At 64.3% G+C, this 16032-nt stretch carries 15 protein-coding genes; 10 read left to right on the top strand and 5 right to left on the bottom strand.

The genetic code is table 11. From position 1 onward, the window contains the following. Window positions 1-6: 6 nt before the first annotated feature. Both OCK01_RS06360 and OCK01_RS06355 read right to left on the bottom strand, forming a co-directional pair. On the bottom strand, window positions 7-1200 hold the full coding sequence (locus OCK01_RS06360; protein ID WP_263823397.1) for a glycosyltransferase family 4 protein: 1194 nt from the start codon (window positions 1198-1200) through the stop codon (window positions 7-9). A 75-nt stretch (window positions 1201-1275) separates the two neighbouring features. After that, window positions 1276-2358, bottom strand: coding sequence for a DUF2865 domain-containing protein (locus OCK01_RS06355; protein WP_263823396.1), 1083 nt, complete (start codon window positions 2356-2358; stop codon window positions 1276-1278). 165 nt (window positions 2359-2523) lie between these two features. On the opposite strand from OCK01_RS06355, the gene OCK01_RS06350 reads away from it, so the two are divergent. The 4 genes from OCK01_RS06350 to OCK01_RS06335 all read left to right on the top strand — a co-directional run bounded on the left by OCK01_RS06350 (window position 2524) and on the right by OCK01_RS06335 (window position 4822). Beyond that, window positions 2524-3378, top strand: a complete 855-nt coding sequence (locus tag OCK01_RS06350) for a UDP-2,3-diacylglucosamine diphosphatase (protein ID WP_263823395.1) — start codon at window positions 2524-2526, stop codon at window positions 3376-3378. A gap of 179 nt (window positions 3379-3557) precedes the next feature. After that, window positions 3558-4196, top strand: a complete 639-nt coding sequence (locus OCK01_RS06345) for a TetR/AcrR family transcriptional regulator (protein WP_263823394.1) — start codon at window positions 3558-3560, stop codon at window positions 4194-4196. A gap of 120 nt (window positions 4197-4316) precedes the next feature. After that, the gene (locus tag OCK01_RS06340; protein WP_263823393.1) at window positions 4317-4490 is read left to right on the top strand and encodes a hypothetical protein; all 174 of its coding nucleotides are present in this window, start codon (window positions 4317-4319) and stop codon (window positions 4488-4490) included. Continuing rightward, complete coding sequence (locus tag OCK01_RS06335) at window positions 4487-4822, top strand: DUF6105 family protein (RefSeq protein ID WP_263823392.1); 336 nt, start codon at window positions 4487-4489, stop codon at window positions 4820-4822. The genes OCK01_RS06340 and OCK01_RS06335 overlap by 4 nt, the downstream gene beginning before the upstream one ends. Here the strand turns inward: OCK01_RS06335 and ruvX are convergent. Then, window positions 4768-5253 carry a Holliday junction resolvase RuvX gene (gene ruvX, locus OCK01_RS06330; RefSeq protein WP_263823391.1) on the bottom strand — a complete coding sequence of 162 codons (486 nt, stop codon included), beginning with the start codon at window positions 5251-5253 and terminating at the stop codon, window positions 4768-4770. The genes OCK01_RS06335 and ruvX overlap by 55 nt on opposite strands. 112 nt (window positions 5254-5365) lie before the next feature. Between ruvX and OCK01_RS06325 the strand changes: the two genes are divergently transcribed. The 5 genes from OCK01_RS06325 to OCK01_RS06305 all read left to right on the top strand — a co-directional run bounded on the left by OCK01_RS06325 (window position 5366) and on the right by OCK01_RS06305 (window position 9100). Beyond that, entirely contained in the window at window positions 5366-6070 is a 705-nt protein-coding gene (locus OCK01_RS06325) for a metal-dependent hydrolase (RefSeq protein ID WP_263823390.1), read from the top strand. A 94-nt stretch (window positions 6071-6164) separates the two neighbouring features. After that, window positions 6165-6452 carry an Asp-tRNA(Asn)/Glu-tRNA(Gln) amidotransferase subunit GatC gene (gene gatC, locus OCK01_RS06320; protein WP_263823389.1) on the top strand — a complete coding sequence of 96 codons (288 nt, stop codon included), beginning with the start codon at window positions 6165-6167 and terminating at the stop codon, window positions 6450-6452. A gap of 82 nt (window positions 6453-6534) precedes the next feature. Beyond that, a complete protein-coding gene (gene gatA / locus OCK01_RS06315) occupies window positions 6535-8016 on the top strand; it encodes an Asp-tRNA(Asn)/Glu-tRNA(Gln) amidotransferase subunit GatA (protein WP_263823388.1) in 1482 nt (493 codons plus the stop codon). Window positions 8017-8309: 293 nt separating this feature from the next. Then, window positions 8310-8522 carry a hypothetical protein gene (locus tag OCK01_RS06310; RefSeq protein WP_263823387.1) on the top strand — a complete coding sequence of 71 codons (213 nt, stop codon included), beginning with the start codon at window positions 8310-8312 and terminating at the stop codon, window positions 8520-8522. Further along, window positions 8522-9100 carry a Fic/DOC family protein gene (locus tag OCK01_RS06305; protein WP_263823386.1) on the top strand — a complete coding sequence of 193 codons (579 nt, stop codon included), beginning with the start codon at window positions 8522-8524 and terminating at the stop codon, window positions 9098-9100. Before OCK01_RS06310 ends, OCK01_RS06305 begins: the two co-directional genes overlap by 1 nt. A 181-nt stretch (window positions 9101-9281) precedes the next feature. Here OCK01_RS06305 and OCK01_RS06300 read toward each other — a convergent pair whose 3' ends face one another. Further along, window positions 9282-9536, bottom strand: coding sequence for a YjhX family toxin (locus OCK01_RS06300; protein ID WP_263823528.1), 255 nt, complete (start codon window positions 9534-9536; stop codon window positions 9282-9284). A gap of 270 nt (window positions 9537-9806) precedes the next feature. Between OCK01_RS06300 and OCK01_RS06295 the strand changes: the two genes are divergently transcribed. After that, on the top strand, window positions 9807-10316 hold the full coding sequence (locus tag OCK01_RS06295; RefSeq protein WP_263823385.1) for a GNAT family N-acetyltransferase: 510 nt from the start codon (window positions 9807-9809) through the stop codon (window positions 10314-10316). A gap of 3 nt (window positions 10317-10319) precedes the next feature. Here the strand turns inward: OCK01_RS06295 and OCK01_RS06290 are convergent, their stop codons facing one another. Continuing rightward, entirely contained in the window at window positions 10320-16019 is a 5700-nt protein-coding gene (locus tag OCK01_RS06290) for a translocation/assembly module TamB domain-containing protein (protein ID WP_263823527.1), read from the bottom strand. Between the last annotated feature and the right edge of the window lie 13 nt (window positions 16020-16032).

Below are 16032 nucleotides of genomic sequence, written 5' to 3'. Positions count from 1 at the left end.
TGCGCCTCAGGCCCGGTTGGCGAGCACGATCTTGCGCATCTGCTCTGCCGTACGCGACCAGGAATAGCCGCCGAGCTTGGCCGCGCCGCGCTCGCCGCGGCGACGCGCGTCGTTGCGGTCGCGCCAGGCGCGCTCCAGCGTATCCTCGATTTCGTCGACGCTGCTTTCGCCCCAGCCGGAGACCGAGCCGACGCCCGCGCCTTCGCCCGAAACGCCTGCTTGCGTTTCCAGCGCATAGCAGTTCTTGCCGTCGATCAGGTCGAGATGACCTGTATTGGCCGACAGGATGGTCGGCACGCCGCAGGCCATCGCTTCCATCGCCACGAGATTGGTGCCGCCTTCGGAGCGGTTGGGGAACAGCGCCACATCCATTTCGCGCAGGATCGGCGGCATCAAAGCGTTGGGGACGGCGCCGAGATCGAGGAACTGCGTTTCCGCAAGTCCGTTGGCGCGGGCCCAGGCGGCGAGGTCGGGCTTGTTGTCGGCGCCGAAGGGCAGGGGCGCGGCCTTGCCGGAGCGATCAAGCGTGCGGGCGAATTGCGGCCAGGGGCTATGCCAGGCGCTGACCAGTAGGGCTTCGGGATGGCGCTTGGCGAAACGGGCAAATCCCGCCATCACCAGATCCTGGCCCTTGCGCAGTTCCAGCTTGCCGCCGGAGAACACCATGAAGCGATCCGACAGCACGCCCTGGCGCTGGGCCGGATGGAAGAGCGTGGGGTCGATGCCCTGGATCACCGTGGTGACATTGGTCAGCCCGTAGGCCCGCAGGATGTCTTCGTTCCAGGTCGAGCCACAGACGATCAGCGGAAAGCGCTGGGCCCGGGCAAGCGTCTCGGCGGACAGTTGCGGGATCTCGAAGAACACCACGCCGATGGTCGGCTTGCCGTGAATCTCGGTGTTGTGCGGCCCTTTGCTCATCGAGAAGTCGTTGCCGAGCGCCGAGAGCAGCGTCGCCTCGACATTCGCCGCCTTGCCTTCGAAAGGCTTCAACTGCGACACGAACTGGCGGGAGTTATATTCAAAACCCCGCAGCGCCAGCCGGCGCAGCGGATCGACCACCACCTGATCGGGATTGTAGGGGAAGGACGTGCGGGCTTCGATGCCGGAATCCCCCGCCCAATTCAGCGCGAGGTTGAGGCCGTAGACGCCCCAGCCGAAAAAGCTCGAAATTCCCCAATGAATGATGACCTGATGATTCATGCCCGTTCCGCCCCAGCGATTCTCTGTCGCGACTGTAGTGGAGGAGCAAGCTGGATAGAACCTTGACCGACGGCGTTATCCGGCGTCTTTTTCGCTCGCGACGGGCTTGCGGAAATCGATCGCATGGTCGTCCGGCAGGAATATCGGCCCGATGACGCGGATCTTCGGATCGGGCTGATAGGGCCTTTCGGCCACGGCGGCGTTCTCGGTCGCGGTCTCGGGCAGTCCGCCCCGCAATTGCGGCTTGACCCAGACGATCGACCCCGCCGGCTTCTTCGGCTGCGCCTTGCCGGACACCACAGCCTCACGCCGCAGCATTTCACTGTAGTAGAGCGAAAAATTGCAGCCGCATTGCGCGTCTTTCCCCTGGGTGCGAAAGCGCCAGGCATAGGATTGCGCCGCATAGGCCTGCCCCGATGTCGACGAGCGCATCTCCGTGCTTTCGCTCATGATGCTGTGATAGAACAGCTCCGTCTCATGGCCCGGACACATCATCGAACAGACCTGGGCGTCGCGGCGAAAATTGAAGCTGGAGGCGCGCGACGAAATCGGGAAGTAGGCGCCGTCGCAGGTGCGCACGCACATCGTCACCAGGCCGCCATTGGCGCCTGCGCCGCCGAGATCGACGAAACCGTGGCTGGCGGGCCCGTCTTCCATCTCGGGCGCGCGGATGATTTCCATGCCGCCGGGCGCATCCCGCACCAAGGGCGTTTCGGTCACGCCCGGCGCGCTGACGAGTTGCGGCGCGGCCGTGCAGGCCTGCGCGTCGAGCGCCTGTTGGAGCCGACGCCGTTGCCGCGCCTGATCGTCCGCAGTCGACAGCAACGAGAGGCGCTTTCGTTCCAGAATGGAGAGATTGCGCCGCATGCGCGCCTGCTTGTCCTCGAGGTCGGAACAGGCCGCGTCGGTGTCGGCGCCGACGGCGAGGATGCTTCCCGATGAGCAGCCCTTTTCCTTCAGGGCGACATTCAGTTCGCGCAGCGATGATTTCTGGTCGTTGATCGCGCGGGCGTATTTCAGGCCTTGTGCGATCGGGCTTTCGCGCGTCGTCAGCGTGGCGAGATCGAAGCGCAGCCGGTCGCAAATCTCCGAGGCCGCGGCCACGCCGGGGAGCGTGAGGCCGGCCAGCATGACAGGCAGGATCAGGCGATTTGTCATGACCGCGCGTGGAGCCTTCTTTTGTGGATTTCATGTCCCAAAATCGGATCATTCCTAGAAAAACATGAATCCGCGCTTAACGGCGCGGCCCGTCATGCCGCTTGTCACATTGGTGAAACAGGAGTCTGCTTTTCCAAGGACACGTAAAAATCGTGAGGCGATGTCATGTCCCAAGATGTAGATAGTTTGAATACCCGCCGGGTGCGCACCCTGTTCGTCTCCGATATCCATCTCGGCTCCAAGGCCGCCAAGGCGGATTTTCTTCTCGACTTCCTGCGTGTCCACGACGCCCAGACCATCGTGCTCGTCGGCGACATCGTCGATGGCTGGCGTCTGAAGCGCAACTGGCACTGGCCGCAGAATTGCAACGACGTCGTCCAGAAACTACTGCGCAAGGCCCGCAAGGGAACCCGCATCGTCTACATCCCCGGCAATCACGACTCCTTCATGCGCGATTATCCCGGCATCCATTTCGGCGGCATCGAGGTGGAGAAGAGCATTATCCACGAAGCCGCCGACGGCAAGCGCTATCTCGTTCTGCATGGCGACGAATTCGACGTGGTGGTGCGCAACGCCAAATTCATCGCCCATCTCGGCGACTGGGCCTATGACATGGCGATCGCGCTCAATGTGTTGATCGCCAAGGTGCGCCGGCGCCTGGGCCTGCCTTACTGGTCCTTTTCCGCCTGGGCCAAGCTGCAGGTCAAGCGCGCCGTCAATTTCATCGGCGAGTTCCAGAATGTCGTCGCCGAAGAGGCTCGCCGCAATCAGGTCGACGGCGTCATCTGCGGCCATATCCACCACGCGGTGATCGAGAATATCGGCGGCGTCAAATACATCAACACCGGCGATTGGGTCGAAAGCTGCACGGCCATCATCGAGAATTTCGACGGTTCGATGGAGCTGGTGCGCTGGAACAAGGTGGAAATGCCGAATTCCGAGGCGAGCCCGCTCGTGCCGATCAAGCTCCTGACCGCGCCCAAGCCCAAGATGGAAGTCGCGGCGCGGGCGGCTGTATGAGCCGACGCAAGCAAAATCCGCTCTCGCCGCATGGCGACGCGGCCAGGTGGGCGCGCAGGCGCACCCCAAATCCCGCCATCACCACCGGGTGACTTATCCCCTGAAACTTTCGTTAACCAATTTGCCTCCGTCACGGCGCCTCGCTATCACCGGAAGACCAACGCGTTTTCGGGGGCGTCATGCTGGATAGGACGGAAATGATGGGTGGCGGCGAGCTTCCCATGCGGGACAGGGCGGCGACGACTGCGCGGATCCTGAAAGCCGCCTCCGAACTGCTCGCCGAGGGCGGCTTCCAGAAATTCGGCGTCAACGCGGTGGCCCGCCGGGCCGGCTGCGACAAGCAGCTGATCTATCGCTATTACGGCGGCATGGACGGGCTGGTGGAGGCGATCGGCCGCGAGCTCGCAGGCTGGGTCGAGGAGAAGATGCCCGACAATGGCGGCGGCGGATTTCTGCTGACCTATGGCGACCTCGTCGAACGGTTGCTGCTGCTGTTCATGGAGGCCCTGCGCAGCGACCCGCTGATGAAGAGGATCATCGCCTGGGAAATGTCGGAAAACAGCCCGCAGGTGCGCAAGCTGGCCGACGCCCGGGCCCGCGCGCTCGGCGACTGGATCGCCCGGGTGAGGGCGGGCATGGCCCCGCCCAAGGGCGTCGACACCGGCCTGATGAACGTGATTCTGCTCGGCGCGGTGCAGCAGATCGTATTGTCCGCCGAAGCCGGCGGGCGCCTCGGCTCGACGGTTCTGAAAACCGAGAAGGACTGGAAGAAGGTGGAGCAGGCGGTGCAGAAGCTGGTGCGCGGCGTCTATCCGTGACCCCGGATCGGGGCGTCGTCCACAGGCGGACGGGCCGAAATTAACCTTAACAAATGGTTTACGTTGCGCCTCAAATGTTAACCTGTGACAGTCGGGACAGGGTTAACAGGCGTGAGTGTCATGCGTAGACGCGCTCGAAACATCGGAACGGCCATCGCCATCGGAGGCGTGCTGTGCTTGATCGCGCAGGATCTGACCGCGCCGTTGATCGGTATCTGCGTGATGGGGCTGTTCGATCGGCTTTTCGGCTCCATGCTGTCGACCCGCTTTCCGGGACTGGAGGCGGCGCGATGAAATGGATCCTGATCCTCTGGGCCCTGCCGCTGACGCTGCTCGGCTCCTGGTACTGGCTGTCCTATTACGACATCAATTTCGGCTATCTGATCCTGACGCGGCAGCTTCATGATCTCGTTTTCGAGATCTACGGCAACGTGCTCGGCATACCGCCGCAGGATATTCCGCCGCTGGTTCTGAAGGCTGTCATCATCGACAGCCTGGCGCTCTTCTCCATCCTGGCCTTCCGCCGCCGCAAGAAGATCGCCGCCGCCTATCGGCGCTGGAAGGGCAGGGATCAGTCGGCCGAGGCCGCTCTTTCGATCGACGACAATCTGTCGAGAGCGCCCTGAAGAATGAAGGTCGCGGCGGCGGAATCGATCCGCTCCGCCCGCTTCTTGCGCGACACGTCCATTTCCAGCAAAGCCCGTTCGGCGGCCACCGTCGACAGCCGTTCGTCCCAGAAGGTGAAGGGAATGTCGGTCTTCTCCCCCATGGTGCGCACGAAGGCGCGCGTCGCCTGGGCGCGCGGGCCGGAGCTGCCGTCCATATTGATCGGCAGGCCGATCACGAAGGCCTTCACCTGTTCCTTATCGGCGAAAGCCAAGAGCACCTGCGCGTCGAGGGTGAATTTCTTGCGATTGATCACCGGCCGGGGATTGGCGAAGCTGCGGCCCTTGTCGGAGACCGACAGGCCGATGGTCGTGGTGCCGAGATCGAGCCCCGCGACGATGTCGCCGGGCGCGAGGAACGTGGACAGGTCTTCGATGCTCAAAATGCTCATCTTGCCGGACTAGCGCCATCCACATAAAAAAGCCATAGCTTCACACGGCTGACGAACCTTTGCGCTTGTGTTGCGTAACAGTTTGCGAGTCATTTTTCAGAAAGGTCGACATATGAAACTCACCTGGCTTGGCCATGCCGCCTTCCGCCTCGAAACGGCGTCCGCCACGATCCTGATCGATCCGTTCCTCAGCCACAATCCCGCTTTTGCCGGCCAGGATCTCAAGGATGTCACCAAGGGCGTCACCCATATCCTGCTCACCCATGGCCATATGGACCATGTCGGCGATACGATCGCGCTGGCCGGCGAACTCGACGCGACAGTGCTGGCCAACGCCGATCTCGCCGCCTGGCTCGGCCATCGCGGCGTCAAGAAGGTCGAGCAGGGCAATACCGGCGGCACGATCGCCTTCAACGGTTTCTCCGCCACCTTCACCAATGCGCTGCACTCGTCGGCCCATGTCACCGAAGACGGCGTGTCGCATGCGCTCGGCAACGCCAACGGCCTGATGCTGCATTTCGACGATGCGCCGTCCGTCCTCGCCATGGGCGACACCGACATCTTCTCCGACATGGCGCTGATCAATGAGTTGCACCAGCCACAGATCGGTCTCGTGCCGATCGGCGACCGCTTCACCATGGGTGGGGCGGTGGCCGCGCTCGCCTGCCAGCGTTTCTTCTCCTTCGAAACCGCCGTTCCCTGCCACTACGCCACCTTCGGTCTGCTCGATCCGACGGCGGAGAAATTCGTGGCCGGCATGGAGGGTCACAAGACGAAAGTCGCGGCGCCCAAGGTTGGCGAAGTCCTGACCTTCTGATCTGTCGATCGCCTCGTCCGTCGGGGAAAAAGCCGTTGCGCGCCGTGGCGGGCGGCTTTATAGCGGGCGAGGCGAATGATATTTGGAGTAGGACATGTCTGTTGATGTGGCGACGGTGAAGCGTGTGGCGCGGCTTGCGCGTCTGGCTGTGACCGAGGAAGAAGCCGAGAAGACCACCGGCGAACTCAACGCCATTCTGGGCTTTGTCGAACAGCTGTCGGAAGTCGATGTTGACGGCGTCGAGCCGATGACATCTGTGACGCCGATGGCGATGAAGAAGCGCGCCGATGTGGTGACCGACGGCAATATCGCCGAGCGTGTCGTGGCCAATGCGCCGCTGACCGACAGCAATTTCTTCCAGGTTCCGAAAGTGGTCGAATAAGGTCGAGGCGGCCCGCCGCCTCCCGCTTTCGACATTTCCCTTTTGACGCGCGGTGACCCGCCAGACATGAAGTGACCGACCGATGAGCGACTTGACACGCCTCACCATTGCCGAAGCCCGCGGAAAACTTGCCGCCAAGGAAATTTCCGCCGTCGAACTGACCGACGCCTATATCAGCGCCATCGAAGCGGCAAATCCCGCCATCAACGCCTATGTGACGGTGACGCCCGAACTGGCCCGCACACAGGCCAAGGCGTCGGACGCCCGCATCGCCGCCGGCAATGCCGGCGCGCTCGAAGGCATTCCGCTGGGCATCAAGGATCTATTCGCCACCAAGGGCGTGCACACCCAGGCCTGCAGCCATATCCTCGACGGCTTCAAGCCGGAATATGAATCGACCGTCACCCAGAACCTCTTCAACGACGGCGCGGTGATGCTGGGCAAGCTCAATATGGACGAGTTCGCCATGGGCTCGTCCAACGAAACCTCCTATTACGGCCCGGTCAAGAACCCCTGGAAGGCGAAGAACTCCAACGCCGAACTCGTGCCCGGCGGCTCCTCGGGCGGCTCTGCGGCCGCCGTCGCCGCTCAGCTCTGCGCCGGCGCGACCGCCACCGACACCGGCGGCTCGATCCGCCAGCCGGCCGCTTTCACCGGCACCGTCGGTATCAAGCCGACCTATGGCCGCTGCTCGCGCTGGGGCATCGTCGCCTTCGCCTCGTCGCTCGACCAGGCCGGCCCGATCGCCCGCGACGTGCGCGACGCCGCGATCCTGCTGAAATCCATGGCCAGCGTCGATCCCAAGGACACGACCTCGGTCGACCTGCCGGTTCCGGATTACGAAGCGGCGCTCGGCCAGTCGATGAAGGGCGTCAAGATCGGCATTCCGCGCGAATATCGCGTCGAGGGCATGCCGGAAGAAATCGATGCGTCCTGGCAGCAGGGCATCGCCTGGCTGAAGGACGCCGGCGCCGAGATCGTCGATATCTCGCTGCCGCACACCAAATATGCTTTGCCGGCTTACTATATCGTGGCGCCGGCTGAAGCCTCGTCGAACCTCGCCCGCTACGACGGCGTGCGCTACGGCTTGCGCGTCGAGGGCAAGGACATTCTCGACATGTATGAGAAGACCCGCGCCGCAGGCTTCGGTAAAGAAGTCAAGCGCCGCATTCTGATCGGCACCTATGTGCTGTCGGCCGGCTATTACGACGCCTATTACATCCGCGCCCAGAAGGTGCGGACGCTGATCAAGCGCGATTTCGAACTGGCCTTCAACGCCGGCGTCGACGCGATTCTCACGCCCGCCACCCCGTCCTCCGCCTTCGGCATCGCCGACGAGGAATTGGCCAACGACCCGGTCAAGATGTATCTCAACGACATTTTCACGGTGACGGTCAACATGGCCGGTCTCCCCGGCATCGCCGTGCCCGCCGGCCTCGACCAGAAGGGTCTGCCGCTCGGCCTGCAGCTGATCGGCAAGCCGTTCGACGAGGAAACCCTGTTTAAGACCGCTCATGTCATCGAACAGGCGGCAGGAAAGTTCGAACCGACCAAGTGGTGGTAAGCCGACGAAATAAGTCTTGAAAAAAGCCCGCCGAGCGCTGCGCCGGCGGGCTTTTTTCTTATGTTTTCCACCTCCGCCGTCCTCCTTGGGCTTGTCCCAAGGATCTGCCGTGGGTCCGGTCAGGATGCGGGTGTCGCGGCGTGCGCAGATGCTCGCCACAAGGGCGAGCATGACGGAGGAGATCCTTCTCGCCGCGTAAACGGGGCCTGAACGCGACAGAGCCAAACTCACTGCCCCATCGTCATTAACGGGTGGAATTGCCGATTTGCTGGCCCTGTGCTAGCCTTGCTCGCATGACCAAGCAGATGACGCGCGACGCCCGAAAAGGCAAAATCACTATGACCGGCGGCAAGCTTACAAGCGAGCGCGGCGAGAAGATCAGCGCCGTCGAGGGGCTGCGCCTTACTCCCCGCATGGAGGCTGTGTTGCTGGAGACGAGAGGTCGCCCCGGTGACGAGCGCCGAGCGGCCATCAAGGCCCACTTCCGGAGCAAGATCGTTTCCTAGTGGTTTACACGGCTGAGCCAGACCCACTGTGTTACACCGGAACGACCGTTCTCAAAAACAAGATGGGGTTGCGTCGGCAGGACGACCTCGACGAATTTGAACTCGCGATGTTCTTGACCCGCGCGGATGAAGATTGGCCGTCCGGGGACCTCGATTACGGGCATTACAAAGCGCTCCATCGCCATCTTTTTCAGGACGTCTACCAATGGGCGGGAAAACCTAGGACGATACGGATCGGCAAGGGTGGTAACTGGTTTTGTTATCCCGAATATATCGATCGCGAAATGCTGCGCATATTTTCAGCCTTGGCCGCGTCCGATCATCTCGTGGGTCTGGCGCCGCAGGAGTTTGCTGAGAAGGCGCCGCATGTGCTTGCGGAGATCAATGCGGTCCACCCGTTCCGAGAAGGCAATGGCCGTACCCAACTGGCGTTTCTATCTCTGTTGGCTGAAAATGCAGGCATGTCCTTCGACGACGATGTCCTTGTTCAGGATCGCGTCATCCAGGCCATGATCGATAGCTTTTCGGGTGATGAGAAGCCTCTCGCCAAGCTCATTCGGGCGATCGTCGGAGGCTGACGTTCGGCCGTTCGGATATTCCGCCGTCTTCAATTGCGTCGTCTTCCTTGGGCTCGTCCCAAGGATCTGCCGTGGGTCCGGTGAGGATGCGGGTGTCGCGACGTGGGCAGATGCTCGCCACAAGGGCGAGCATGACGAATGAGATGGTTACGCCATAGGCAGCGGCGCAACCAACCCAATCCTACTGATTGTCCAACTGCGCCCGCACCAGCATCAACCCGCGTTCGGTGATGCGGTAGGGCTGGCCTGATTTCGACGAGATCGCTCTCAGCCGCTTCAGTTTGCGGAAGAGGTTGATGTCGAGGCCGGGATAGAGCCAGCCGTCGCGGGTGAAGCAGCGGACGGAGGCGATCTTGCTGGCGCGGCGGTCGCGTTCGATGAAGCCGCCCTGGGCGAGCAAGTGGAGGATGCGCTGTTCGGCGCGGGTGATGTCCATGATGGTCGGAACCCTGAAGGCTCGATAGACGAGCAAGAAAAAACGGCCCGAGCCTCCTCTGCGAGGCGGGCAATGATTTCACTCCTGCGCGGACAAAAACCGGGCAGGACGGTTCAGACAAGCTCCGACGAGTTCGACATCCAGTCTCCTATGACCCGGTTTTCATAAAACATGCTTAAAAACGCGTCAACAGGGCAGCCTTCCCAAACGCTTGCTTGACCAAAGCCCGAATCCGTATTTCGATTGCAGGTGAACAGGATAGGAGGACGGATGGCCAGCATCCGGAATGCGCGGGAAGACGAAGCGATGGCTCTGGCCGCGATCGGCATTCGCGCCTGGGAAAGCGCGGTCGCCGGCTGGATCGATATCGGGCTTCTGCGCCGCAACGCCGAACGCGCCTTCCTCGCCTTCACCGTCAACAATTTCCTGACCATCGACGTCGCCGAACAGGGCGGTCAGGCAGCCGCCTGGGCGGCGCGGGAGCGGCTCGACAATCACATCAGCGATCTCTGGGTCGATCCGATCTGGCAGTCCCAAGGCTTCGGCAAACTGCTGCTCGCCCGTCTGGAAAGCGAAATCGAGGGGCAGGGTTATGAGGTCGCCACGATCGAGACGCATTCGCAGAACGAGAAGGCGATCGAATTCCTGCGCCACCACGGCTATGAAATCAGCTGGATGACCGCCTCCTGGTCGCCGCAGCTCGACCGCGACGTCGATACGGTGGGTCTCGTCAAGCGGCTGCAGCCACAGGAGACCCAGCGGGTCTACGGCGAATTCTAATCGTCAATATTCCTTCTCGTAGAACACGCCGGCGCCGGTGGAGCCATCCGCGCCGGCCGAGCCCTTCAGCTTCACGCCCTTGCCGACATCGAGATTGATGATCGCTCGCGTCGAACTCGAATCCGAGCCCTGCTGGAACTGCAGATAGGTGCGCTTGTTGATGTATTTGCCGACAGACAGCGCCGTATTGCCGTTCTCGTCGGTGCCGAGATCGAGGTCGTCGACCCCCAGCCCCTGGCGCAATTTGTCGAACAGCGACGACGACTGGCCGCCGGCCAGCGACGCCACCGCATCCGCCAGCTGCGCGATCTGAACCGCCGAAAGGCTGGAAGCCGACCGGCCGAAGATCAGCTGCGCGAGGATCTCGTCCTGCGGCAGCGAAGGCGACGACGAGAACGTCACTTTGGGATCGCTCGCCGGGCCGGCCACGCTGACGGTCGCCGTCGTCGAACTCAGGGTCGACGTCGCCACCAGATCCAGCGCCGGCATCATGCCGCCGGTAAACGAGATCGAGCCCGACGTGAAATCGAGCCGACGTCCGACGATCGAAAGGCGTCCGCGCCGCATATTGAACGCGCCGATGACGCGGGGATTGGCCGCCGTGCCCGCTACGCGCACGCGGCCGCCGAGTTCGGCGTCGAGGCCGCGGCCGCGCACGAAGATCTGGCGCGGGGCCGAAATCGTCAGGTTCAGCTTGAAGCCGGCGTCGTCGGCGCCCGTGTCGCCCTGATCGGCGCTCGCCTTCTTGGAGCCGATCGCCTTGGCTTGCGCCGCGACATCGGCGGGCGGATCGACATGGCGGATGTTCAGTTTGCCGAGCGAGCCCGGCAGACTCTGCGGCACGGTGATGTCGGCGCGGGCGATGCGGATTTCGCCGCCGAGCTGGGGACCGGCGACCAGCGGGCCGGTCAGCGTCAGCTTGCCGCTCAATTTCGCCGCCACGATGCGCCCGTCCGTATAGACGGCGCGGTTGAGATCGATGGTGAGATTGGCGGGATAATTGGAGCCCGGCGCAATGCCGATGGTCCCGCCCACCGCCAGGGAGCCGCCCGAAGCAAAATTGCCGGTGAGCCTGGAGATCCGCGCCTGCTTGCCGTCGAGATCGATCGTGGCGGCGATTTTGTTGATCACCAAGTTCTGGCGGATGACGGTGACTTCGGCGCCGCTGGTCGAGATGCGGCCGGTGATGTTGGGGTTGGTCGCGGCGCCGGAGATCGACAGCTGGAAGTCCGCAGCGCCCTTCAGCGCAAGCCCTTGCGGCGCCGTGAGGCTGCCGAGCGCCGCGAAGGGCAGCTTGCCCTGGGCCTTCAAAGCCAGGCTGGGGGCGCCGGTCAGTCCCACCGAGCCGGTGACGCGGCCGTTCAATCCGCCGCCGCCATTGGCCGTCACATCAAGGCTGAGCGCGTCGCCCTTGGTGGCGCCTTTGGCGGTGATGGCGAAGGCGCCGAGGCCGGCGGCGCGGGTCTGGGCGGTTTCGGCCCCCTTCCAGGCGAGGTCGAAGCCGATCCTCGGCTGCGACGGCGATCCGGCGACGGATGCGGTCCCGCTGATCGCCCCGCTCGCGCCGAGACCCGGCGAGAAGCTGTTGGCCAGCTGAGCGGGAAGAGCGGAGATGCGCGCGTCGAGCGCCAGTTTTTCGCCGCCCGCCGCGCCCTTGACGGTGACGGAGCCGCCGCCCAGCGCCAGTTTGATCTCGCCGAGATCGACAGCGCCGCCGGCGATGACGAGCGAGGCGGGCGCCGTAAGCTTGACCGGCACGCCGCGCGGGGCGGCCGACAGCGTCTGGAGATCGAGCCGCAATCCATCGCCTTCGGGCGTCAGCTTGCCCTTGGCGGCGGCCGGCGCGCCATCGAGTTTCGCCGTCAACGCAAATTGCGTCGCGGCGCCCTGGCGGTCGAAGTCGAGCGCCAGCGCGTCCACGGCGTTGGCCCCCTGGGCGATGCGATCGGCCCTCACGGAGCCCGTGACGACGCCGCGCAGCAGATCGGGCGACGACATATCGGCGTTCAGCCCCTTGATTTCGGCGCCGAAGCCCGAGAGGCTTTTGCTGCGGGCCTTGACGGTGGCTTCGATCGCGTCGCCCTTGCTGGCGAACTTGCTTTCGCCTTCCAGCGCGCCGGTGATGGGTTGCCCCGCCAGAGCGCCGATCAGGCCGAGATCGGGCAGCGTGAATCGCACCTGTCCCTCAGGCTTGTACCGGCTGTCGAGTTTGATCGCGCCTTCGATGCGGTTGGGGCCGATCATGGCGTTGAGGGAAGGGATGGAAATCCCGCCCGCAGCCGTTTGGGCGCCCTTGAGATTGATGTCGATCTCCTGGCCGCGCAGCGCGCCCTTGGCGGTGACGTCGGCGGCGAGGCGGCCGTTTTCGGCGCGGATGTCGGCCTGGCCCTTGAGCGCGCCTTCCGCCGTCTGCCCGCCCATGGCGGCGAGCAGCGACAGATCGGGCAGGTCGAAATTGATTTTGCCGGTCGGCAGCAGGTCCGGGTTGAGCGTCAGCGCGCCGTTGGCCTTGTTGGGGCCGAGCGACAGGTCAAAGGCCGGCAGTGCAATCAGGCCCGACTGGCGCGTCAGGTCGAGCGACAGCGACAAAGGCTGCTCGCGCACATCGCCCTTGGCCGTGACATTGACGGACAGACCCTTATCGATCGGAGCAATGCGGACCGAGCCGTCATAGGCGCCCTCTGCCTTTCGGCCGGCCAGCGCCGCCAGTTTGCCTGCGTCCGGTATGTCGAACTGGAACGTCCCTGTCGGCTGGTTCGCCGTGTCCAGCGAGACGCCGCCGTTGATCTTTGCGCCGGCGGCCCGGATGTCGAGGCCGTCGATTTTGATCCCGGGCGTGGAGATGTCGACCCGCGCTTTCAGCGTGACCGGCTCGTTGCGGATCGTGGTCGCGATGGTGGCGTCGACGACTTTGGCGGCGTAGCGGCCGCTGACATCGGCGTCGAGCGGCGGCAGGCCATTGGTCGCCAACGCGTTTGCGCTGAGCGCCGTGGCTTTGAGATCGAAATCCGCTTTGGGATCGGCGGCCTTGCCGGTGATCCTGACCTTGCCCGACACGAAGCCGCCGATCGCCTGATCGGCGACGAAGCGGTTGGCGATATCGAGCGGCAGGTCCTTGATGTCCAGGGTCAGATCCAGTTCCGCCCCCGCGGATCCGCTGACGGTGACGGCGCCGGAGCCCATCGCGATATTCAGCGCGTCGAGCGTGACGCTGCCGCCTTCCGTCAGCGACAAGGTCTTGCCGGCGCCGAATTTCAAGGGGACCCCGCGCGGGGCGGCTTCCAGCCGGTCCATCGTCACACGCGGCGACGGGGTGGAGAGGTCCACGGTTCCGGTCGCCGCGAGGGGCGCCTTGTCGAGTTCCGCAGCGAGATCGAAGCGAAGCTTCTGCTCCGCAAAGGCCAGATCGAGCTTGGGCGCAACGACCGTCGCGCCCTGCGCCGTCAAGGACTTGGCGGCGACGTCTCCCGTGACGGCTTGCGCCAGCAGATCGTCCGAACGCAGCGTTAGTTCCGGTGAGGCGAGGTCCGCGCCTTGGGCGGCGATCCTGTCGCCCGAGGCCTGGAGATCGAGGCCGATCTTGCCGTTGTTGTCGAAAAGTTTGGCCGTTCCCGCCAGCGCGCCTTGAGCCGTCTGGCCGGCGAGACCGGCGAGTTGGTCGAGATCCTCCAGCTTGAAGGCGATTTGTCCTTCGGGAACGCCGCGGGCGTTGAGGGTGAGATCGCCCGCCGCCGAGGATTTGCCGAGCGAGGCGGTGAGGTTCCTTGCGACGACGGCGCCGTCGGCCGTGCTCACGCCGCTCGTGAGCGAGAGCGGCAGACCGCGATACTCGGCCGCAAGGTCGACCGTCGCCTCCAGAGCGCCGTCTTTCAATCCAGCCGACACGGTCGCCGCGGGTTTCGCGAGCGTCTGTCCGGCATAAGCCAGTTGATCCGACGACAGCACGATCTCGGCTTTCGGCGCGTTCAGTGAACCCGAGAGCGTCACCGTCGCCTTGGCGGCGCCGGAGGCGTTGGGGTCGAAGAGTCTGGCGTCGGAGAGCGCCAGATCCAAAGCGCCGGTCAAGCTCTGATCCGCGCCCAATGTCGCCTTGCCGGTCGCATCGAGCGCCTTGGCGTCGAGCTTGAGATTGTCCAGCGCCACGCCGGCTTGCGCGGAATAGACGACGGAGCCCGCGAGTTTGGTTTGTCCAGCCAGCGCGGCGCTACCTTGTGGGGGGGCGACCGCGGCGAGATCGGCGTCGATGGCGAAATCCGCCTCGGCCGATCCCTGTGTTCTGTCAAAGCGGCCGGCGAGGTCGACCGACGCCTTTGCGGCTTCCAGCCTGAATTTCTCGATTGTTATGGCGCCGGCGTCCACCACGGCTGCGCCCGACAAGCGCGCCGGGCCGTTCAAGAGCTTGGCGGCGGTAGCGTCGCTCATCGTCAGCGCGCCGATGTCGCCCGTAAATTCGATGCGTCCCGACGCCGTGGCGAGATCGAGGCTGTCGCTTCGAGCCGTCACCTTCGCATCGGCCAAACCGGCCTGCGGCGTCTTGATCTCCGCTGCGTCGATTTCCGCCGACAGTTTCGCCGCGCCATAGGGGCCGGACAGGGCGAGCTTTGCGCTCCGCACGGTCGCCGAGACGGCGTCGTCGCCCGGCATTTGCAGCGCCAAGCCGTCGCCTGCCGGGACAAGCGTCAGCGCGAGATCGGCCTCGCCCTTGGGATCGAGCTTGCCTTGCGCGTCGATGCGAAAGCGGTCATTGGCGATTGCGCCCTTGGAAATGGTGATCGCCCCGTCGACCGACCGCGACGCGTCGAGATCGAGGCGCGTGTCGCCGGTCAAAAAAGGCCGGATCTCCGGCGGAAGAAGTTCGGCGAACTGGCCGCCGCCCGTTACCGACACGGTGACCGCGCCGTCGGATGCGCGTCCGCCGCCGCCTTCGATGCGCAGCACGTTCTGGCCGCTCACCATGCCTGTGGCGGCGCCGCGCCAATTGTCGAGCGTGCCGTCGCCCTTCAGCGACAGCGCCACATCCGGGCGGCCAGGCAGTTGCAGGAGATTGGCGATCAGACCACCGGCGGGCTCGACGACGTCGATATCCGCTTTCAGCGCGCCGCTGTCCAGTCGGTAGTCGACGACCGCCCGGGCGCGGGCTTCGGGACGGGCGCGCTCCGAGGCGTTGAGCGTCGCAGCGACGGCGTTGGCCAGGAGTTTCGCCGAGCCTTCGGCCGACAAGGACGCGTCGCGGCCGATCAACGCCGCCCCGAGATCGATGCGCGGCAGTGCGAGCCTGTCGAGCGCGATCTCCACAGGCAGGCCGGAAGACGCGCCGTCGTCAACCGTCTCCACTGTGGTCACGGGCGGTCGCGACACGGCGACCTCGCCTGCACGCAACGCATCGATCTGCACCCGGGCCTTCAGAAGGTCGAGAGGACGCCAGGTAAGATCGACATCCCGAACTGTCGCATAGACGCCGCGGCTGTCGGCGACGGTCAGCCCGTCGATATGCACGGAGCCGTCGAGCAGACCGCTGAGCCCGTCGATATCGAGCTTGAGATCGGGGCTTTCGAGGAACGCCGCCGCCTGGTCGGCGAGAAACTGGTTGCCGCGCGCGGTGAAGCCGAGCGCGCCGATAAGCACGGCTATCAGCGCGATCAGGCTCAGCAGCGTGATCAGTCCATAGCGGAGGCTGCGAAACAGGAAGGCGGTGAAACTCATATGGGCCACGAAC

Origin of the sequence: Rhizobium sp. TRM95796 (assembly GCF_025779995.1) — a bacterium.
Taxonomy (GTDB): Bacteria; Pseudomonadota; Alphaproteobacteria; order Rhizobiales; family Rhizobiaceae; genus Rhizobium_E.
This window is presented reverse-complemented; position numbering and strand designations above follow the sequence as displayed.

Coding starts and splice junctions, on each gene's coding strand:
- OCK01_RS06360 (WP_263823397.1), bottom strand. CDS start 1,200: ATGAATCATCAGGTCATCATTCATTGGGGAATTTCGAGCTTTTTCGGC.
- OCK01_RS06355 (WP_263823396.1), bottom strand. CDS start 2,358: ATGACAAATCGCCTGATCCTGCCTGTCATGCTGGCCGGCCTCACGCTC.
- OCK01_RS06350 (WP_263823395.1), top strand. CDS start 2,524: ATGTCCCAAGATGTAGATAGTTTGAATACCCGCCGGGTGCGCACCCTG.
- OCK01_RS06345 (WP_263823394.1), top strand. CDS start 3,558: ATGCTGGATAGGACGGAAATGATGGGTGGCGGCGAGCTTCCCATGCGG.
- OCK01_RS06340 (WP_263823393.1), top strand. CDS start 4,317: ATGCGTAGACGCGCTCGAAACATCGGAACGGCCATCGCCATCGGAGGC.
- OCK01_RS06335 (WP_263823392.1), top strand. CDS start 4,487: ATGAAATGGATCCTGATCCTCTGGGCCCTGCCGCTGACGCTGCTCGGC.
- ruvX (WP_263823391.1), bottom strand. CDS start 5,253: ATGAGCATTTTGAGCATCGAAGACCTGTCCACGTTCCTCGCGCCCGGC.
- OCK01_RS06325 (WP_263823390.1), top strand. CDS start 5,366: ATGAAACTCACCTGGCTTGGCCATGCCGCCTTCCGCCTCGAAACGGCG.
- gatC (WP_263823389.1), top strand. CDS start 6,165: ATGTCTGTTGATGTGGCGACGGTGAAGCGTGTGGCGCGGCTTGCGCGT.
- gatA (WP_263823388.1), top strand. CDS start 6,535: ATGAGCGACTTGACACGCCTCACCATTGCCGAAGCCCGCGGAAAACTT.
- OCK01_RS06310 (WP_263823387.1), top strand. CDS start 8,310: ATGACCAAGCAGATGACGCGCGACGCCCGAAAAGGCAAAATCACTATG.
- OCK01_RS06300 (WP_263823528.1), bottom strand. CDS start 9,536: ATGGACATCACCCGCGCCGAACAGCGCATCCTCCACTTGCTCGCCCAG.
- OCK01_RS06295 (WP_263823385.1), top strand. CDS start 9,807: ATGGCCAGCATCCGGAATGCGCGGGAAGACGAAGCGATGGCTCTGGCC.
- OCK01_RS06290 (WP_263823527.1), bottom strand. CDS start 16,019: ATGAGTTTCACCGCCTTCCTGTTTCGCAGCCTCCGCTATGGACTGATC.